Raw genomic sequence first — 17,758 nt, forward strand, 5'->3', positions numbered from 1 at the left:
TCCGTCCGGATTCAAACGGGTAATGGGATGGATACGCTACAAAACATGCGGGTGTTCGTCCGCGTGGTCGACGCGGGAAGCTTTACCGCGGCCGCCCAGCAGATGAATTCGACCACCGCCTACGCGTCGCGCGCGGTCTCGGACCTCGAGGCCCACCTGCGCACGCGCCTGCTGAACCGCACGACGCGCCGGATCGCGCTGACCGAAGCCGGCGAGCGCTATCTGCAGCGCTGCGAGCAGATCCTCGCGTACGTCGACCAGGCCGAAGCCGAGGCGGGCGATGCGCACGCGCGCCCGTCGGGCAAGCTGAAGGTGCATTGCTTCACGAGTCTCGGCCAGCACTATCTGGTGCCGGCCATCGCGCGCTATCGCGAGCGCTATCCGGACGTGCACGTCGAGCTGACGCTCGCGCAGCGGATGCCCGACCTGCTCGACGAGGGGTACGACGTCGCGATCGTCGTCGGCCGCGACCTGCCCGATTCGGGGCTCGTGTCGCAGCGGCTCGGCGAGAGCTACAGCGTGGTGTGCGCGTCACGCAATTACGTCGAGGCGCACGGCGTGCCGCAGCGGCCGGCAGATCTCGCGCAGCACGTCTGCCTCGGGATGGTCGCGCCGGGGTTCCAGTTCGACGAATGGGCGCTGGCGGGGCCGAACGGCGACGAGGTCGTCCCGATCACGGCGCCGCCGTTTCGCGTGAACGTCGCCGAGGCGCTCGCGGTGGCCGTACGGGAAGGGATGGGGATCGGCGGGTTGCCGCTCTATTCGGCGATCGGCTGGCTGCGCAGCGGGCACATCGTGCGCGTGATGCCCGAATACCGGTCGCACGTGATGAACATCTACGCGCTGTATCCGTCGCGCCAGTACCTCGACGCGAAAATTCGCACCTGGGTCGATTTCCTGCGCGACGAACTCCCGGCCACGCTCGCGGCCGACGAAGCCGCGCTCGAGCAGTACACGCGTGCGACATGACCGCGCGGTTGGCCGCAATCTGACGAGATTTGTCCTTCACGCAACATTTTTTTACGAACGCGTGTCAGACAGTTTGTTATTGTGGAAACTAACGAGATACGGAACCCCGGAGTAGCGATGGACACGCACCTGATGATCGGCCTTGGAGTCCTGCTGGGCGCGGCCGCAGCCGCCGCGGCGACCCGCGACCTGCTGCGCGCGATGAAGGCGAAGGCGCGGATGAAGCCGGTGCCGGTGCGGGTGCGCGAGCTCCGTCGCCCGGGCCGCTGATCCCGCGGTCACGCCCCGGGTCGCAACCACGCAACAGGCCGCGCAACGCGGCCGGCACGCTCGGTGTTCAGCCGAGCTCGACGACCTTGTCCCATGCGAACGCGGTATTTTCCCGTTCGCCGGTGCGTCGGTGGATATAGCCGCGCGGGTTGCACACCACGCGCGTGCCGCCGTCCGCCACATAATCGAATGACGTATGCGTGTGGCCGTGGAGCCACAGATCCGCCGGCGGCCGCACCAGTTCCGCCATGTCCGTGACGAATCCCGCCGACGCCAGATCCTGCGCATAGCGCTGCGCCAGCGAGCGCCGGTGCGGCGCATGGTGGGTGACGACGATCGTGCGGCCCGCGAACGGCGCCGCGAGCTGCGTTTCCAGCCACGTGCGGCTGCGTCGATGCAGCGCGATCGCGTCGGCCGGCGAGAAATCCCGTTCCGGCGCGCCCTGCGCCGCATGCAGCGCCGCGTCGTGCGGCCAGGTCACCTGGATCAAACCCTTGAAATCGAGCATCACGCGCAGCCCGGCGTCGATCGCGTTTGCCACGCTGGCTTCGTCGGCGCCGAACAGCGAAAAATCGGCCCAGAGCGTCGTGCCGAGCACGCGGAAACGTTGGCCGGGATCGACGTAGACGTCGTTGTTCAGGTAATGCAGGTTGTCGAGCGCCTGCGCCGCGTCGCGCATCGCCGTCTCCAGCGCGCCGAATTCCCCGTCGTAATACTCGTGGTTGCCCGGCACGTAGATCACCGGCACCGCCGGATCGAACGTTTCGGCGGCCCAGCGCAGGCCTTCCGCGTGATTGTGGATGTCGCCGGCCAGCACGACGAGATCCGCGTCGGCATGCGGGATCGCGTCGGGCAGGTTGCTTTCGAGATGCAGGTCGGACAGGACGCGAACTTTCACGGGCTTGGCTCCGGAGTGGGCGGCTTCAGCGCAGGACCTTGCCGGGATTCATCAGGCCGCGCGGGTCGAGTGCGGTCTTCAGCGTGCGCATCAGCGTCGTTTCCACCGGCGACTTGTAACGCTGCGCGTCGTCGATCTTCAGCTGCCCGATCCCGTGCTCCGCGCTGATCGTGCCGTGATGGCGATGCACGTTGTCGTAGACGATCCGGTTGATCGGCGCCTGGAACGCGGCCAGGAACGCCTTCGGGTCGCCGCCTTCGGGCATCTGCACGTTGTAGTGGAGATTGCCGTCGCCGAGGTGGCCGAACGTCACCATTCGCGCGCCCGGCGCGGCCTGCTGGATCGCCGCGTCGGTCTCGTCGATGAAGCGCGCGATCGACGAAATCGGCACCGCGATGTCGTGCTTGATGTTCAGCCCCTCGTCGGCCTGCGCGAGCGGGATGTGCTCGCGCAGGTCCCAGAACGCGCGCGACTGCGCGAGGTTCTCCGCGACCACCGCGTCGACCACGAGCCCGGCCTCGAACGCTTCTTCCATCAGTTTCTCGAACAGCGCGCGCGCATGCGCTTCGCTTTCGTTGTCGGACAGTTCGAGCAGCACCGTCTGCGCATGCGCTTGCGCGAACGGGTAGCGCAGTTGCGGGTAATGCTTGCCGACCAGCTGCATGCAGAAGTCCGACATCAGCTCGAAGCCGGTCAGCAGCGGCCCGGCCGCGCGCTGCGCGAGGGCGAGGAAATCGAGCGCCGCGTGCGGCGATTCGAGCGCGGCGAGGGCGGTGACCTGCGCGGCCGGCAGCGGGTGCAGCTTCATCACGGCCGCCGTGATGATCCCGAGCGTGCCTTCCGCGCCGATGAACAGGTCGCGCAGATCGTAGCCGGTGTTGTCCTTGCGCAGTCCGCGCAGTCCGTCCCAAATCTCTCCCTGCGGCGTCACCACCTCGAGCCCGAGGCACAGCTCGCGCGCATTGCCGTAGCGCAGCACCGCGGTCCCGCCTGCATTGGTCGACAGGTTGCCGCCGATCGTGCAGCTGCCTTCCGCCGCGAGGCTCAGCGCGAACAGCCGGCCGCCTTCGCGGGCGCGTGCCTGCACGTCGGCGAGGATCACGCCGGCTTCGACGGTGATCGTGTTGTTGTGCGGATCGAGTGCACGCACGCGGTTCAGCCGCGCGGCGCTCAGCACGGCCTGGCTGCCGCTCGCGTCGGGTGTGGCGCCGCCGGCTAGGCCCGTGTTGCCGCCTTGCGGCACGAGCGCGATGCCGTGTGCATTGGCCAGCCTGACGAGCGCGGCGACTTCGGCCGTGTTCGCCGGCTTCAGCACCGCGCACGCCGCGCCCTTGTAGCGGCGGCGCCAGTCGGTCAGGAACGGTTCGGTATCGTGCGGATCGGTCAGCACATAGTCGGCGCCGATCGCGTCGCGGCACGCGGAAACGAAAGCTTCGGAAGACATCATCACCTTGTCGCGTAAGGGTCAGGACGCGGCGCGCGATTTTTTCGCCGCGCGCTTGAACGGCGCGACGTACGCCAGCGCCGCCACGAAGAAGCCGACGGCAAGCGCGGTCTCGCACCAGCCGAGCGTCGCGGACAGCCCGCGATCGGACATGCCGCGCACGACGCCTTCGGCGAAATAGACGAGGATCAGCATGCTCGCCCACTGCATCGTATAGATGTTACGCCGCCAGACGCCGGGCAGCGCGAGCGCGAGCGGGATCGCCTTGAGCATCAGCGCGGAGCCGCCCGGCCGCAGCGGCGCGAGCCGCAGCTCCCACGCGAGCGACAGCGCGATCAGCGCGACGAGGCACGCGGCGGCGATCAGTGCGTAGCGCGGACGGGCCGCGGCGGCGGGGCGGGCGGGCGCGTTCATGCGGCGTCGGCGGCCTGGGCATTGGCGAGGGCGGCCGCCGCGCGTGCGAGCCGCACGCCGAGCGCGGCCGCGAGCGCCTTTTCGTCCGCCGACAGCCCGGCGGCTGCCGAGCGGTCGTGCTGTGCGACGTGCGATGCGCCGTACGGCGTGCCGCCGGTGCGCGTCGTGCTGAGTGCGGATTCCGTGTACGGGATGCCGACGATCATCATGCCGTGATGGAGCAGCGGCAGCATCATCGACAGCAGCGTCGATTCCTGGCCGCCGTGCAGGCTGCCGGTCGACGTGAACACGCTCGCCGGCTTGCCGGTCAGCGCGCCGGACAGCCATTGCGGCGTGGTGCCGTCGAGGAAATACTTGAGCGAGGCGGCCATGTTGCCGAAGCGGGTCGGCGAGCCGAGCGCGAGGCCCGCGCATTCCTCGAGATCGCGCAATTCCGCGTACGGCGGGCCGTCGGCGGGGATGTCGGGGGCGGTGGCTTCGCAGACGGCCGACACGGGCGGCACCGTGCGGATGCGGGCCTGCATGCCCGGCACGCTGTCGATGCCGTTCGCGATCGCGAGCGCGAGATCGCGCGTGGCGCCGTGACGGCTGTAATAGAGGACGAGGATGTCTTTCATGGGCGACGGAGCCGCGTGCGTCCGCGCGCGTGCCCGGTGCAGTCGGCCCCTGCTGGAATCGAGCGGCTATTATAGGGGCTGAAGCCGTCGCGCAGCGCGACGGCGGCGCGCCGCCAGGCGCGCGGTATCACGAAGGAGAAGTCGTTTGCCGAAGTTGAGCGTGGATCTCGACACCATCAAGCGCCTCGCGCAGTTCGCGGCCCGGCGCAGCGCCGAGGATCGCATTCCGCAAGTGGCGGGCAGCCTGACGTTTACGACGATGCTGGCGCTCGTGCCGCTCGTGACGGTCGCGTTCGCGCTGTTCACCGCGTTCCCGATGTTCGCGTCGTTCCAGATCTCGCTGCAGGGGTTCCTGGCCGATCACCTGATGCCCGCGCAGTTCAACATCCAGATCTTCAAGTACCTGAACCAGTTCGCGTCGAAGGCGAAGGGGCTGACGACGGCCGGCCTGATCGTGCTCGTCGTCACGTCCGTGATGACGATGATGACGATCGAGTCGGCATTCAACCTGATCTGGCGCGTGCGCAAGCCGCGGCCGTTCGCACAGCGCGTGCTCGCGTACTGGGCGCTGATCACGCTCGGCCCGCTGCTGTTCGGCGTGAGCCTGTCGATCTCGTCGTACCTGTTTACGCAGTCGCTGGCGTTTACCGGCGCCGCACCGTCGACGTCGATCGTCGAGTGGCTGCTCGCGCTCGCGTCGCTGCCGCTGACGGTGCTCGCGTTCACGCTGCTGTACGTGTACCTGCCGAACTGCACGGTCGCATGGCGCGACGCCGTGATCGGCGGGCTGTTCGCGGCCGTCGCGTTCGAACTCGCGAAGCGCGGCTTCGGCTACTACGTGCGTCGCATTCCGACCTATACGGCCGTCTACGGCGCGTTCGCGGCGCTCCCGGTGTTCCTGCTCTGGGTGTATCTGAGCTGGTTCATCGCGCTGCTCGGTGCGATGGTGGCCTCCGCGCTGCCGGCGATCCGCGTCGGCCAGTTCCACCGCATCCACTATCCGGGCAGCGACCTGCTCGACGCGCTGGAAATGCTCGCGCGGCTCACCGACGCGCGCACGGCCGGCAAGCGCGGCTACACGGCGATGCGGCTCGCGACCATGTTGCGCTGCGACATGGAAACCGCGCAGCGCCTGCTGACGACGATGGAGGAGCGGGAGTGGATTGCGCGGCTCGACGGCGGCGGCGAGACCACGCCGCGCTACATCCTGCTCGCGAATCCGGAGCAGTTGACGCTTGCGCAACTGTTCGACGTGCTGGTGATCGACCGCACCGAGCTCACCTACCAGTTGCAGCGCCGCCGCAGCCACGTCGACGGCGGCGCGCTGCTCGCGGTGCTGTCGAGCGAGCGCTTCGACGTGTCGCTCGCGACGCTGATCGCCGCGCACCGCGTGGCCGGCGCGCAGCCGGCGGGTGCCCCGGGGCAGGCGCCGGGCGGCGTGTCCGACCCGCAGGCGCGGCCGCCGCGGCCCGCGTGAGCGGGGCGGCCGGCCGTTACAGCGGGATTTTTCCCGTGCAAATGTCCTTGAACATCACCCAGTCGCCCATCAGGCTGTAGATCGGGTGCCGGAACGTGGCCGGGCGGTTCTTCTCGAAGAAGAAGTGTCCGACCCATGCGAACCCATAGCCGCAGACGATCGCCGCCGGCAGCCACAGCCAGTGGCCGGTCGCGATCGCCATCGCGACGCAGCCGATCACGCCGAGCGAGCCGATGAAGTGCAACCGTCGCGACGTCAGGTTCTGGTGTTCGTTCAGGTAATACGGGTAGAAATCGGCGAAGCTGGCGAATTGCTCCGAATGCGTATGCGCCATGGACGTCTCCTCCGGCCGCGGTTCACGGGGCCATTGTGCGGCCGGCAGACCGCTTCCGCAAGCGGGGCGCGGCCCGCCGCGCGGGCCCGCGCTTTCCTTTTGACAGGCTTTCCGATAGGATCGAAAGAGGTTTTGCATTCAAGCATGAGGGGACTACGATGCGCGTCAGCGATATTCTGAAAGTGAAGGGCAACACGCTGTTTACGGTGACGCCCGATAAGCCGCTGCGCGAAGCGGTCGATACGATGGCCGAGCACGACATCGGTTCGCTCGTCGTGATGGAGTACGGCGATCTCGTCGGGATGCTCACGTTCCGCGAGATCATCCTGCGCCTGCGCGAAAATGGCGGTGCGATCGGCGACGTGCAGGTGCGCAAGGTGATGGACGAGCCGCTCACGTGCACGCCGGAAACGGACGTCAACGAAGTGCGCCGGATGATGCTCGAGCGCCATGCGCGCTACATGCCGGTGCTCGACAAGAAGGTGCTGATGGGCGTCATTTCGTTCTACGACGTCGCGAAGACGGTCGTCGAGGCGCAGAGCTTCGAGAACCGGATGCTGAAGGCGTACATCCGCGACTGGCCGGAATCGGAAGCCGAAGCGCACAAGCCGTGAACCACGCCGCGCCCTGCGCCCTGACGCGCGGGCGTCGCCATCCGGCACGCGGCGGCGCAGGTTGGTCCTGCGCCGCCGTTTTTTCAACGACAACACAACAAGGCCCGCGCAGCTTCGCCAAGACGACGCGCGCGTATTCCGCATGAGCGATCAAACGCAAGCCACATCCGGGCAGCGCGACGAACGGCGCGCCCACGCGTCGCAGTTCGACCTGCTGCGCGAGCGTCGTTTCGCACCGTTCTTCACGACCCAGTTCCTCGGCGCGCTGAACGACAACGTCTTCAAGATCGGCTTCACGTCGCTCGTCACCTATCACACCGCGCGGTTCGCCGGGGTCGATGCGAAGACGGCGGCTTTCCTGATTTCCGCGATCTTCATTTTGCCGTTCGTGCTGTTCTCGGCCACCTCCGGCCAGATCGCCGACAAGTACGACAAGGCGACCCTCACGCGCTTCGTGAAGACCTTCGAAATCGTGTTGATGCTGGTCGGCGCCGCCGGCTTCGTCACGCACAGCGCCGCGCTGCTGTATCTGTGCACGTTCATGATGGGGATGCACTCGACGCTGTTCGGGCCCGTCAAGTATTCGTACCTGCCGCAGCATCTCGGCGAGCACGAGCTGGTCGGCGGCAACGGCCTCGTCGAGATGGGCACGTTCATCGCGATCCTGATCGGCACGATCATCGGCGGCGCGGCCGCGGGGATCGAGGGCAATGGCGAGCGCGTGCTCGCGGTGAGCGTCGTCGTCATCGCGCTCGCGGGGCGCCTGGTCGCGCAGCGCGTGCCGTCGACGCCGGCGCCGCAGCCCGACCTCGTGATCAACTGGAATCCGGTCAGCGAAACATGGCGCAACCTCGGGCTCGCGCGCCAGAACCGCACCGTGTTCCTGAGTCTGCTCGGCATCTCGTGGCTGTGGTTCGTCGGTGCGACGTTCCTCACGTCGTTCTTCAATTTCGCGAAGGACGTGCTGTCCGCGAGCCCCGACGTCGTCACGATCCTGCTCGCGACGTTCTCAGTCGGCATCGGCCTCGGTTCTTTGCTGTGCGAACGGTTGTCGCAGCGGCGCGTCGAGATCGGCCTCGTGCCGCTCGGCTCGATCGGCATCAGCGTGTTCGCGATCGAGCTGTACTTCGCGAGCCACGCGCTGCCGTCGCCCGGCCATCTGCTGTCGGTCGGCGAATTCCTGGCCGGCGCGCGCCACTGGCGCATCCTCGCGGACCTGTTCCTGCTCGCGATGTTCGGCGGCTTCTACAGCGTGCCGCTGTACGCGCTGATCCAGAGCCGCAGCGCGCCGACGCACCGCGCGCGGATCATCGCCGCGAACAACATCCTGAACGCGCTGTTCATGATCCTGTCGGCCGTGATGGCGATGGGGCTGACGAAGGCCGGCGTCGATATTCCGGGCCTGTTCCTCGTCACGGCGCTGCTGAACGTGATCGTCGCCGCGTATATCTATCTGCTCGTGCCCGAGTTCCTGCTGCGCTTCGTCGCTTGGGTGCTCGTACACACCTTCTACCGGATTCGCCTCGTGCACGCGGAGCGGATTCCGGCGCAAGGGGCGGCCGTGCTCGTGTGCAACCACGTCAGCTACGTCGATGCGCTCGTGCTGGCCGCCGCGAGTCCGCGGCCGATCCGCTTCGTGATGGATCATCGGATTTTCAAGACACGCTTCGCGAGCTGGGTGTTCCGGCATGCGAAGGCCATCCCGATCGCGCCGCGTCACGAGGATCCCGCGATGCTCGCGCGGGCGTACGACGCCTGCGAGGCGGCGCTGAAGGACGGCGAACTCGTGTGCATCTTCCCCGAAGGGAAGCTGACGAAAACCGGCGACATCAACACGTTCCACCACGGCATCACGGAGATCCTGACCCGCACGCCGGCGCCGGTGATCCCGATGGCGCTGCGCGGCCTGTGGGGCAGCTATTTTTCGCGGCATTCCGATGCGCGGATGCCGCGCCCCATCAAGCGCGGCGCGATGAGCCGGCTGACGCTTGCCGTCGGCGAGCCGATCCCGGCGTCGGTCGCGACGCCCGACGCGCTGCAGGCTGCGGTCACCGAGTTGCGCGGCGCGCGGAAGTAGGCGGGCGCCCGGCGGCCGGCATTCGGCTGCAATCGGGCCGGAACGGGCTTCCTGCCGCACCGGCCGGGCCGCTTACGCGAGTTGGGGGCGCCTGGGCCGCGTTGCATGCGGCCCGCGGGCCCGGGACGGCTGGCATAATAGCGGCTTACCTCTTTTCTCGACCGGCAAACGATCGACCTGCCCGCGGCCTCGGCAGCGCATCGGTTTGCCTATTTCTCTTTGGGCGGTTCCATCATGTCCGGCAATACCCTCGGCACGCTTTTCACTGTCACGACCTTCGGCGAATCGCACGGTCCCGCGATCGGCTGCGTGATCGACGGCTGCCCGCCGGGAATGGGGCTGACCGAAGCCGACATCCAGGTCGAGCTCGATCGCCGCAAGCCCGGCACGTCGCGTCACGTGACGCAGCGGCAGGAGGCCGACGAGGTCGAGATCCTGTCGGGCGTGTTCGAAGGCGTGACGACCGGCACGCCGATCGCGCTGCTGATCCGCAACACCGACCAGCGCAGCAAGGATTACGGCAACATCGTCGAGACGTTCCGTCCCGGTCACGCCGACTACACCTACTGGCAGAAATACGGCATCCGCGACTACCGCGGCGGCGGCCGCTCGTCCGCGCGCCTGACCGCGCCGATCGTCGGCGCGGGTGCGGTCGCGAAGAAGTGGCTGCGCGAGCGCTTCGGCGTCGAGGTGCGCGGCTACATGAGCGGCTTGGGCGAAATCGACGTGCCGTTCGTCGACTGGTCGCACGTGCACGAAAATCCGTTCTTCTCTCCGAACGCGGCGGTCGTGCCGGAACTCGAGGCGTACATGGATGCGCTGCGCAAGGACGGCGACTCGATCGGCGCGCGCATCGACATCGTCGCGTCGGGCGTGCCGGTCGGCTGGGGCGAGCCGGTGTTCGACCGTCTCGATGCGGATATCGCCAAGGCGATGATGAGCATCAACGCGGTGAAGGGTGTCGAGATCGGCGCGGGCTTCGACAGCGTCGCGCAGCGCGGCTCGGTGCATGGCGACGAACTGACGCCGGGCGGTTTCGTCGGCAACCATGCGGGCGGCGTGCTCGGCGGAATTTCGACCGGGCAGGACATCACCGTGTCGATCGCGATCAAGCCGACGTCGAGCATCCGCACGCCGCGCCGCTCGATCACGAAGGCCGGTGACGAAGCGACGGTGGAAACCTTCGGCCGCCACGATCCGTGCGTCGGCATTCGGGCGACGCCGATCGCCGAGTCGATGCTCGCGCTGGTGCTGATCGACCATGCGCTGCGCCATCGCGCGCAGTGCGGCGACGTCGAGACGCCGACGCCGAAGATCGCGGGCAGCGCAACCTGACGCAAGCGGGCGGGGCGCAGCGCGTCACGCCCGGCGCGAAGAATGCAAAACGGGGCGCTGCTTCAGGCAGCGCCCCGTTTTCGTTTGCGGCGGTTCGCGGTGACAAAAACGCGCCGTTCGCGACGGCGCGTTTAGGTCATTACATGTTCGGGTAATTCGGCCCGCCGCCGCCTTCCGGCGTGACCCACACGATGTTCTGCGTCGGGTCCTTGATGTCGCAGGTCTTGCAGTGCACGCAGTTCTGCGCGTTGATCACCAGCCGGTCGCTGCCGTCGTCGTTCTTCACGAACTCGTACACGGCCGCCGGGCAGAAACGCCCCTCCGGCCCCGCGTACGTGCGCAGGTTCACGTTCACCGGCACGTTCGCATCCTTCAGCGTCAGGTGCGCCGGCTGGTTCTCCTCGTGGTTCGTGTTCGAGATGAACACCGACGACAGCCGGTCAAACGTCAGCTTGCCGTCCGGCTTCGGGTACTCGATCGGCTGGCATTGCGACGCCGGTTTCAGCATCTCGTGGTCCGCGTGCTTGTGGTGCAGCGTCCACGGCACGTTGCCGCCCATCACCTTCTGCTCGAGCCCGACCATCAGCGTGCCCAGGTACAGCCCCTTGGCCATCCACTGCTTGAAGTTGCGCGCGCGGTACAGCTCCGTGTACAGCCACGATTGCTTGAAGGCGTCCGGGTACGCGTTGAGTTCGTCCGACTGGCGGCCGGCATGCACCGCGTCGAACGCGGCGTCGGCCGCCAGCATGCCGGTCTTGATCGCCGCGTGGCTGCCCTTGATCCGCGACGCGTTCAGGAAGCCCGCGTCGTCGCCGATCAGCGCGCCGCCCGGGAACACCGTCTTCGGCAGCGACAGCAGCCCGCCCGCGGTGATCGCGCGCGCGCCGTACGACACGCGCTTGCCGCCTTCCAGGAACGCGCGGATCGACGGATGCGTCTTGTAGCGCTGGAATTCCTCGAACGGCGACAGGTACGGGTTCGTGTAGCCGAGGCCCACCACGAAGCCGACCACGACCTGGTTGTTGTCCATGTGATACAGGAACGAGCCGCCGTACGTATCGGATTTCAGCGGCCAGCCGGCCGTGTGGATCACGAGGCCCGGCTTGTGCTTGGCCGGATCGATTTCCCACAGTTCCTTGATGCCGATCCCGTACGCCTGCGGATCGGCGTTCGCATCGAGCTTGAACTTCGAGATCAGCTGACGGCCGAGGTGGCCGCGGCAGCCTTCGGCGAACAGCGTGTACTTCGCATGCAGCTCCATGCCGAGCTGGAAGTTCTCGGTCGGCTCGCCGTCCTTGCCCACGCCCATGTTGCCGGTCGCGACGCCTTTGACCGAGCCGTCGTCGTTGTACAGGATCTCGGCCGCGGGGAAGCCGGGGAAGATCTCGACGCCCAGCGCTTCGGCCTGCGCCCCGAGCCAGCGCGTGACGTTGCCCAGCGAAATCACGTAGTTGCCGTGGTTCTGGAAGTTCGCGGGCAGCGCCCAGTTCGGCGTGGTGACCGCACCCTTCTCGGACAGGAACAGGAAGCGGTCTTCCGTCACCTCGACGTCGAGCGGTGCGCCGCGTTCCTTCCAGTCGGGGAACAGTTCGGTGATCGCGCGCGGGTCCATCACCGCGCCCGACAGGATGTGCGCGCCGATCTCGGAACCCTTCTCGAGCACGCACACGCCGATTTCGGTGCCTTTCTCGGCGGCCAGCTGCTTGAGCCGGATCGCCGCCGACAGCCCGGCGGGGCCGCCGCCGACGATCACGACGTCGTATTCCATCGATTCGCGCGGGCCGTATTGCTCGATGAGGCTTGCGGGGGTCATTGGCGTTCCTCTAACCGTTAGAATGCTTTTATTCGGGAGCGTATTGTCTGCGAAACGAAACGCTTGCCGCAACAGCATGCGTCTAGATTAGCACGATCGTTCTATTTTCGTGCTAGGGTAATGTCGCTCGGGCCGTGTTGCCCGTGGCGGCGAAACGACATCGAAAGGGGATGTGCAAATGGGTCGGTCGATCAATCTGGAAGGCAAGGTTGCGCTGGTCACGGGGGCGTCGAGCGGCCTCGGGCAACGCTTTGCGCAGGTACTGTCGCAGGCCGGTGCGAAGGTCGTGCTCGCGAGCCGTCGCGTCGAGCGCCTGAAGGAGCTGCGTGCCGAGATCGAAGCCGCGGGCGGCGCCGCGCACGTCGTGTCGCTCGACGTCACCGACGTCCAGAGCATCAAGGCAGCGGTCGCGCACGCGGAGACGGAAGCCGGTACGATCGACATCCTCGTGAACAATTCGGGCGTGTCGACGATGCAGAAGCTCGTCGACGTGACACCGGCCGATTTCGAGTTCGTGTTCGACACCAACACGCGCGGCGCGTTTTTCGTCGCGCAGGAAGTCGCGAAGCGGATGATCATGCGCGCGAACGGTGGCGGCAACGGCAAGCCGCCGTGCCGGATCATCAACATCGCGTCGGTGGCCGGGCTGCGCGTGTTCCCGCAGATCGGGCTGTACGCGATGAGCAAGGCCGCGGTCGTGCAGATGACGCGTGCGATGGCGCTGGAGTGGGGCCGCCACGGGATCAACGTCAACGCGATCTGTCCGGGCTATATCGATACCGAAATCAATCATTACCTGTGGGAAACCGAGCAGGGCCAGAAGCTGCAGTCGATGCTGCCGCGCCGGCGCGTCGGCAAGCCGCAGGATCTCGACGGGCTGTTGTTGCTGCTCGCGGCCGACGAGTCGCAGTTCATCAATGGCTCGATTATCTCCGCCGACGACGGCTTCGGCCTCGCCTGAGCGGATGACATTCCGCAACAAAGAAGACTGCAATGAGTGCAACAAGCGATTACTGCCCCGTTTTTGAGATGTCGATGCCGATCCGCTGGGGCGACATGGACGCGTTCGGCCATGTGAACAACACGGTCTATTTCCGCTACATGGAGCAGGCGCGGATCTCGTGGTTCGAGGAACTCGGCATCGCCGGCGGCAACGGCGAGGGGCAGGGGCCCGTCATCGTCACGGCGTCGATGGAGTTTCTCAAGCAGTTGCACTACCCGGGCGACGTGATCGCGAAGATGTCGGCTGCGAAGCCCGGCCGTAGCAGCTTCGACACGGGTTTCGAGCTGACGCGCGCCGACGATCCGCTGCACGTCTATGCGCGCGGCAACGCGCGTTGCGTGTGGGTCGACTACGCGCTCGGCAAGTCGGTGCCGCTGCCGCAGTTGCTGCGCGACACGATCGAGCGCGCGCTCGCGGCGAAGGTCGGCTGAGCGTCGATGCGGCGGCCGGCGCCAGGTCGCCGGCGGCACGCGTTGCCCGTTGTTTCCCGAATCGGCCGCCACGCGCGGCCGATTGTCATCGGGGCGCCGCCATTCACTGCCCGAGCAGGCGCTGGAGCAACTCCGGCGTATTGCTTGTGCCGTACTTGCGCATCAACCGTGCACGGTAGATGTCGACGGTGCGGGAGCTGATGTCGAGCACGCGCCCGATCTGCTTGCTGGTCTTGCCGGTCGCGAGTTGCGCCGCGATCTCGCGCTCGCGCGGGGTCAGTTCGACGGCGACCCGGCGCGTCGCGCTCAGATCTTCGAAGGTCCACACGCCGGCCGCGAGCGGCGCGGTGCGGTCGAGCGCGCGGCCCGTCACGTGGCACCAGAATAGCTCGCCGTCCGCCCGTTTCATGATTCTGTCATCCGAATAGATGCCATTGGCGGCCATCGTGCGTGAGATACGTTCGCCGATGCGCTGGAACTCGTCCGTCGACGGGTAGAGCACCTCGTACGATTTTCCGGTCAGGTCGGCCCGCGCGCAGCGGAAGATCGACGCGAGCGCGTCGTTGCAGTCCTCGATCACGCGGTCGCGCGACAGCACGAGGCCGAGCGGCGCGAGGTGGAAGGCGGTCTGGTAATCGAGAGCGGGCATGGCGCGGGCAAGCGGAGGCAAACGCTTATGTATTTTTGCGTATTGTGCCGCATCCGCGCCGCATCGTACCCTTTCAGGCATCTCGTGGCGTTTGCCGCGGCATAAAAACAGCGCGCCTCGACGCAGGTATCGCCGTGCATGCATAGAATGATGCGGCGGGCTTGCGGGCCAGGTGGGCGCGTGAACCGGTTTTGCTGGTTTCCATAGAGGAAGGGACAACAGATGAACAAAGTCTATCCAAGCGCGGCTGCCGCGCTGGAAGGGATCGTCCGCGACGGACAGACCTTCGCGGTGGGCGGCTTCGGCCTGTGCGGGATTCCCGAGGCGCTGATCGCCGCATTGCGCGATTCGGCCGTCAAGGGCATCACCTGCATCAGCAACAACGCGGGCGTCGACGGCTTCGGTCTCGGCCTGTTGCTCGAAACGCGCCAGATCAAGAAGATGATCTCGTCGTACGTCGGCGAGAACAAGGAGTTCGAGCGCCAATATCTGGCCGGCGAACTCGAGCTCGAATTCACGCCGCAAGGCACGCTCGCCGAAAAACTGCGCGCGGGCGGCGCGGGCATCCCGGCGTTCTTCACGAATACGGGCTACGGCACCGTGATCGCGGAAGGCAAGGAAACGCGCCAGTTCGGCGATCGCCACTACGTGCTCGAGCCGTCGCTGACGGCCGACGTCGCGCTCGTGAAGGCGTGGAAGGCCGACAAGTCCGGCAACCTGATCTATCGCCGCACCGCGCGCAATTTCAACCCGATGTGCGCGATGGCCGGCAAGATCACCGTCGCGGAAGTCGAAGAAATCGTCGAGAACGGCGAGCTCGATCCGGATCACGTCCACACGCCGGGGATTTTCGTGCAGCGCATCGTGCTGAACGCGACGCCCGAAAAACGCATCGAACAACGCGTCGTACGCGCGAAAGGAGACTGACATGGCCTGGAATCGTGACCAGATGGCCGCGCGCGCGGCGAAGGAACTGCAGGACGGCTTCTACGTGAACCTCGGCATCGGCCTGCCGACGCTCGTCGCCAACCACGTGCCGGAAGGCGTCGAGGTGTGGCTGCAGTCGGAGAACGGCCTGCTCGGCATCGGCCCGTCGCCGACCGAAGACGAAGTCGACGCCGATCTCATCAACGCCGGCAAGCAGACCGTCACGACGCTGCCGGGTTCGTCGATCTTCTCGTCGGCCGATTCGTTCGCGATGATTCGCGGCGGCCACATCAACCTCGCGATCCTCGGCGCGATGCAGGTCAGCAAGCAGGGCGACCTCGCGAACTGGATGATCCCGGGCAAGATGATCAAGGGGATGGGCGGCGCGATGGACCTCGTCGCCGGCGTGAAGCGCGTCGTCGTGCTGATGGAGCACGTCGCGAAGGGCGACCAGCACAAGATCCTCGAGGAATGCAACCTGCCGTTGACGGGTGTCGGCGTGGTCGACCTGATCATCACCGATCTGGGCGTGATCGAAGTGACGCCGAACGGGCTGAAGGTCCTCGAACTCGCCGACGGCGTGAGCGCCGACGAGATCCAGGCAAAGACGGGCGCACCGCTCGACGTCAGCGCGGTGGCCTGAGCGTCACCTTGTTGCGTCATTCTCGACGCCCCGCGCTCCTGACGGAGTGCGGGGCGTTTTGTCGTGAATGCATGCGTCACGCGATCGCGCCGCCGCCGTCGATCAGTACCGTCGAGCCGGTGGCATAAGGCGTCGCCGCGAGATACAGGATCGCATTCGCGACATCCTCCGGCTGGCCGACTCTGCGTGCCGGAAGCCGCTGTGCGGCGCCGGCGTACATCGCGTCGCGTGCGTCGGGAGCGAGCTTGTCCCACAGCGGCGTCGCGATCAGCCCCGGCGACACGGTATTCACGCGAACCGGCGCCAGCTCGAGTGCCAGGCCGCGAGCGAGCGCCTCGAGCGCCGCATTGATCGCGCCTTGCAGGACCGACGACGCGTTCGGCCGCACACTGAGGTAACCCGACACGAACGTCAGCGAACCGCCGGGCGCGATATCGATTGCGCGGGCGATGCGGTATGCGCCCCAGAACTTGCTGTCCATTGCCGCTTGCGCGTCGGCAAGCGGCAATGCACGGACGGGGCCCGTGGCTGTATTGGCGGCCGAAATCACGACGTGGTCGAACTGGCCGGCGCGCGCGCAGAATTCATCGACATCCGCCGTATCCGTGATGTCGAGCGTTTCGGTCCGCACGTGCGCGCCTGGCATGGTGTCGCTGTCGAACCTGCGTGGATGGCGCGAAGCGATTGTCAGGCGCGCGCCGCGTCGCGCGAAGGCTGTCGCGGCGGCGGCGCCGATGCCGGAGCTTCCGCCGACGACGAGTACTTTTTTCCCGTGGAGCAGCTCATTCATGAAGGTTTTTCCTGGGTGACACGTTGAACGGAGTCCGTTAGATCGTTTCGGTCTCGCGCAGCGTCGACGGACTCTGCAGCACGAAGCGCGCAATGTCGTCCTTGCGCATGAAAGCGACACCCGGGTGTGATCGGGCGTAGCGCAGGAAGGCGTCCCACGCGCGGACCATCTGCGGGGTGCCGCTGATCCGGTCGTGCGCGCTGATCGACATCAGTCTGCGCCGCTGCCCGGCTTCCGCGTACAACTGGTCGAAGTCGAGCTTGATCTGCTCGAGGAACATCGTCGGTGAGTAGTTGCGACCTTCGATCAGCAGGATGTCGTTGTTGCGCAGCGTGTACGGGACCACCACGAAATCGCGACCGCCGACGGTCTCGATGAACGGTTCATCGCGACTGACGTCGTCGATGTGATACGCGTAGCCGAGTTCCTGCAGCAGCGACAGCGTATGCGGTCCGCGCCGCAGCCAGTTGCAGTTGTATCCGGTCGGCCGCTGGCCGGTCGCCGCTTCGACCATGTCGCGTGCTTCGGCCAGGAAGCGGCGCTCGTCGTCGCGGCTCATCGCGAATTGCGCGCGCCACGTCGGGCCGTGCGCGGCGGCTTCATGGCCGCGCGACACGATTTCGCGCGCCAGTTCGGGGTGGCGGCGTGCGGCTTCCCCGATCATGTGCGACGTGACCTTCACGCCGTGTCGGTCCCAGAGATCGAGAAGGCGGGGAATCCCTTCCCGGTAGCCATACGCGAACCAGGTGGCCGACGCGAGATCGACCGGCACCGACGGCGGGAACGCGACGGCCGGAAACGGGCTGTCCGCGCCGGTTGGCGGTTGTCCGCCCGCCTCGAACTGCATCGAAATCGAGATCACGATGCGTGCGCCGTCCGGCCAGAACGGCGTGGCGCCCGGTGCCGCGGGTGTCGGCATCGATGCGGCGGTTGCCGGCAGGGAGGCGCCTGCGGCCGCCGCGACGCCAGCCGCGAGTCCGGCGCCGGCCTGGGCCAGGAACGTGCGGCGCGGCAGCGGCGTCGCGGGATAGTCGTGACCTTGAGTCATCGTCT

Annotated in this window: 19 protein-coding genes; 10 read left to right on the top strand and 9 right to left on the bottom strand. The window is 66.9% G+C overall.

Annotated features, from left to right (window positions below; genetic code table 11):
- The first annotated feature begins 27 nt into the window (after positions 1-27).
- Both WJ16_RS07020 and WJ16_RS35235 read left to right on the top strand, forming a co-directional pair.
- Positions 28-969, top strand: a complete 942-nt coding sequence (locus WJ16_RS07020; protein ID WP_011351759.1) for a LysR family transcriptional regulator — start codon at positions 28-30, stop codon at positions 967-969.
- Positions 970-1,086: 117 nt separating this feature from the next.
- The gene (locus tag WJ16_RS35235) at positions 1,087-1,239 is read left to right on the top strand and encodes a hypothetical protein (protein ID WP_167375365.1); all 153 of its coding nucleotides are present in this window, start codon (positions 1,087-1,089) and stop codon (positions 1,237-1,239) included.
- Between the two features lie 67 nt (positions 1,240-1,306).
- Here the strand turns inward: WJ16_RS35235 and WJ16_RS07025 are convergent, their stop codons facing one another.
- Genes WJ16_RS07025 through wrbA form a run of 4 tightly spaced genes read right to left on the bottom strand, consistent with a single transcriptional unit; the run spans position 1,307 to position 4,612 of the window.
- Positions 1,307-2,137, bottom strand: a complete 831-nt coding sequence (locus WJ16_RS07025; RefSeq protein ID WP_069256443.1) for a metallophosphoesterase — start codon at positions 2,135-2,137, stop codon at positions 1,307-1,309.
- A 25-nt stretch (positions 2,138-2,162) separates the two neighbouring features.
- Entirely contained in the window at positions 2,163-3,584 is a 1,422-nt protein-coding gene (locus WJ16_RS07030) for an FAD-binding oxidoreductase (protein ID WP_069256444.1), read from the bottom strand.
- 18 nt (positions 3,585-3,602) lie between these two features.
- Positions 3,603-3,995, bottom strand: coding sequence for a DUF2069 domain-containing protein (locus WJ16_RS07035; RefSeq protein ID WP_069256445.1), 393 nt, complete (start codon positions 3,993-3,995; stop codon positions 3,603-3,605).
- The gene (gene wrbA / locus WJ16_RS07040; protein ID WP_069256446.1) at positions 3,992-4,612 is read right to left on the bottom strand and encodes an NAD(P)H:quinone oxidoreductase; all 621 of its coding nucleotides are present in this window, start codon (positions 4,610-4,612) and stop codon (positions 3,992-3,994) included. The genes WJ16_RS07035 and wrbA overlap by 4 nt, the downstream gene beginning before the upstream one ends.
- A 145-nt stretch (positions 4,613-4,757) precedes the next feature.
- On the opposite strand from wrbA, the gene WJ16_RS07045 reads away from it, so the two are divergent.
- Positions 4,758-6,089 (top strand): YihY family inner membrane protein, encoded by a 1,332-nt coding sequence (locus WJ16_RS07045; protein WP_069256447.1) that lies wholly within the window; start codon positions 4,758-4,760, stop codon positions 6,087-6,089.
- A gap of 16 nt (positions 6,090-6,105) precedes the next feature.
- Here the strand turns inward: WJ16_RS07045 and WJ16_RS07050 are convergent, their stop codons facing one another.
- Positions 6,106-6,423 (bottom strand): Mpo1-like protein, encoded by a 318-nt coding sequence (locus tag WJ16_RS07050; protein ID WP_069256448.1) that lies wholly within the window; start codon positions 6,421-6,423, stop codon positions 6,106-6,108.
- A gap of 158 nt (positions 6,424-6,581) precedes the next feature.
- Between WJ16_RS07050 and WJ16_RS07055 the strand changes: the two genes are divergently transcribed.
- The 3 genes from WJ16_RS07055 (at position 6,582) to aroC (ending at position 10,449) form a co-directional block, all read left to right on the top strand.
- Positions 6,582-7,037, top strand: a complete 456-nt coding sequence (locus WJ16_RS07055) for a CBS domain-containing protein (RefSeq protein WP_034207093.1) — start codon at positions 6,582-6,584, stop codon at positions 7,035-7,037.
- A 142-nt stretch (positions 7,038-7,179) separates the two neighbouring features.
- Complete coding sequence (locus tag WJ16_RS07060; protein WP_069256449.1) at positions 7,180-9,114, top strand: MFS transporter; 1,935 nt, start codon at positions 7,180-7,182, stop codon at positions 9,112-9,114.
- 234 nt (positions 9,115-9,348) lie between these two features.
- Positions 9,349-10,449, top strand: coding sequence for a chorismate synthase (gene aroC, locus WJ16_RS07065; RefSeq protein WP_069256450.1), 1,101 nt, complete (start codon positions 9,349-9,351; stop codon positions 10,447-10,449).
- A gap of 139 nt (positions 10,450-10,588) precedes the next feature.
- On the opposite strand, the gene WJ16_RS07070 is transcribed toward aroC, so the two are convergent.
- The gene (locus WJ16_RS07070; protein WP_069256451.1) at positions 10,589-12,262 is read right to left on the bottom strand and encodes an electron transfer flavoprotein-ubiquinone oxidoreductase; all 1,674 of its coding nucleotides are present in this window, start codon (positions 12,260-12,262) and stop codon (positions 10,589-10,591) included.
- Positions 12,263-12,440: 178 nt separating this feature from the next.
- Between WJ16_RS07070 and WJ16_RS07075 the strand changes: the two genes are divergently transcribed.
- Together WJ16_RS07075 and WJ16_RS07080 are read left to right on the top strand one after the other, a co-directional pair.
- The gene (locus tag WJ16_RS07075) at positions 12,441-13,223 is read left to right on the top strand and encodes an SDR family oxidoreductase (protein WP_011545236.1); all 783 of its coding nucleotides are present in this window, start codon (positions 12,441-12,443) and stop codon (positions 13,221-13,223) included.
- Positions 13,224-13,255: 32 nt separating this feature from the next.
- Positions 13,256-13,696 carry an acyl-CoA thioesterase gene (locus WJ16_RS07080; RefSeq protein WP_069256452.1) on the top strand — a complete coding sequence of 147 codons (441 nt, stop codon included), beginning with the start codon at positions 13,256-13,258 and terminating at the stop codon, positions 13,694-13,696.
- A 103-nt stretch (positions 13,697-13,799) separates the two neighbouring features.
- Here the strand turns inward: WJ16_RS07080 and WJ16_RS07085 are convergent, their stop codons facing one another.
- Positions 13,800-14,345 (bottom strand): PAS and helix-turn-helix domain-containing protein, encoded by a 546-nt coding sequence (locus tag WJ16_RS07085; RefSeq protein ID WP_069256453.1) that lies wholly within the window; start codon positions 14,343-14,345, stop codon positions 13,800-13,802.
- Positions 14,346-14,567: 222 nt separating this feature from the next.
- On the opposite strand from WJ16_RS07085, the gene WJ16_RS07090 reads away from it, so the two are divergent.
- Both WJ16_RS07090 and WJ16_RS07095 read left to right on the top strand, forming a co-directional pair.
- Positions 14,568-15,272 (top strand): CoA transferase subunit A, encoded by a 705-nt coding sequence (locus tag WJ16_RS07090; protein WP_069256454.1) that lies wholly within the window; start codon positions 14,568-14,570, stop codon positions 15,270-15,272.
- A 1-nt stretch (position 15,273) separates the two neighbouring features.
- On the top strand, positions 15,274-15,915 hold the full coding sequence (locus tag WJ16_RS07095) for a CoA transferase subunit B (protein WP_069256455.1): 642 nt from the start codon (positions 15,274-15,276) through the stop codon (positions 15,913-15,915).
- Between the two features lie 76 nt (positions 15,916-15,991).
- On the opposite strand, the gene WJ16_RS07100 is transcribed toward WJ16_RS07095, so the two are convergent.
- Complete coding sequence (locus WJ16_RS07100; RefSeq protein ID WP_069256456.1) at positions 15,992-16,705, bottom strand: SDR family oxidoreductase; 714 nt, start codon at positions 16,703-16,705, stop codon at positions 15,992-15,994.
- 37 nt (positions 16,706-16,742) lie between these two features.
- Positions 16,743-17,753 carry a polysaccharide deacetylase family protein gene (locus WJ16_RS07105; RefSeq protein ID WP_069256457.1) on the bottom strand — a complete coding sequence of 337 codons (1,011 nt, stop codon included), beginning with the start codon at positions 17,751-17,753 and terminating at the stop codon, positions 16,743-16,745.
- Positions 17,754-17,758: the final 5 nt, after the last annotated feature.

The sequence above is a fragment of the Burkholderia metallica genome (assembly GCF_001718555.1).
GTDB lineage: Bacteria > Pseudomonadota > Gammaproteobacteria > Burkholderiales > Burkholderiaceae > Burkholderia > Burkholderia metallica.

Excerpts from the sequence above, each read along its gene's own strand:
- WJ16_RS07030 (WP_069256444.1), bottom strand. The coding sequence starts at position 3,584 with ATGATGTCTTCCGAAGCTTTCGTTTCCGCGTGCCGCGACGCGATCGGC.
- WJ16_RS35235 (WP_167375365.1), top strand. The coding sequence starts at position 1,087 with ATGGACACGCACCTGATGATCGGCCTTGGAGTCCTGCTGGGCGCGGCC.
- WJ16_RS07085 (WP_069256453.1), bottom strand. The coding sequence starts at position 14,345 with ATGCCCGCTCTCGATTACCAGACCGCCTTCCACCTCGCGCCGCTCGGC.
- WJ16_RS07080 (WP_069256452.1), top strand. The coding sequence starts at position 13,256 with ATGAGTGCAACAAGCGATTACTGCCCCGTTTTTGAGATGTCGATGCCG.
- WJ16_RS07105 (WP_069256457.1), bottom strand. The coding sequence starts at position 17,753 with ATGACTCAAGGTCACGACTATCCCGCGACGCCGCTGCCGCGCCGCACG.
- WJ16_RS07055 (WP_034207093.1), top strand. The coding sequence starts at position 6,582 with ATGCGCGTCAGCGATATTCTGAAAGTGAAGGGCAACACGCTGTTTACG.
- WJ16_RS07035 (WP_069256445.1), bottom strand. The coding sequence starts at position 3,995 with ATGAACGCGCCCGCCCGCCCCGCCGCCGCGGCCCGTCCGCGCTACGCA.
- wrbA (WP_069256446.1), bottom strand. The coding sequence starts at position 4,612 with ATGAAAGACATCCTCGTCCTCTATTACAGCCGTCACGGCGCCACGCGC.
- WJ16_RS07020 (WP_011351759.1), top strand. The coding sequence starts at position 28 with ATGGATACGCTACAAAACATGCGGGTGTTCGTCCGCGTGGTCGACGCG.
- aroC (WP_069256450.1), top strand. The coding sequence starts at position 9,349 with ATGTCCGGCAATACCCTCGGCACGCTTTTCACTGTCACGACCTTCGGC.
- WJ16_RS07090 (WP_069256454.1), top strand. The coding sequence starts at position 14,568 with ATGAACAAAGTCTATCCAAGCGCGGCTGCCGCGCTGGAAGGGATCGTC.
- WJ16_RS07100 (WP_069256456.1), bottom strand. The coding sequence starts at position 16,705 with ATGAATGAGCTGCTCCACGGGAAAAAAGTACTCGTCGTCGGCGGAAGC.
- WJ16_RS07060 (WP_069256449.1), top strand. The coding sequence starts at position 7,180 with ATGAGCGATCAAACGCAAGCCACATCCGGGCAGCGCGACGAACGGCGC.
- WJ16_RS07095 (WP_069256455.1), top strand. The coding sequence starts at position 15,274 with ATGGCCTGGAATCGTGACCAGATGGCCGCGCGCGCGGCGAAGGAACTG.
- WJ16_RS07070 (WP_069256451.1), bottom strand. The coding sequence starts at position 12,262 with ATGACCCCCGCAAGCCTCATCGAGCAATACGGCCCGCGCGAATCGATG.
- WJ16_RS07075 (WP_011545236.1), top strand. The coding sequence starts at position 12,441 with ATGGGTCGGTCGATCAATCTGGAAGGCAAGGTTGCGCTGGTCACGGGG.
- WJ16_RS07050 (WP_069256448.1), bottom strand. The coding sequence starts at position 6,423 with ATGGCGCATACGCATTCGGAGCAATTCGCCAGCTTCGCCGATTTCTAC.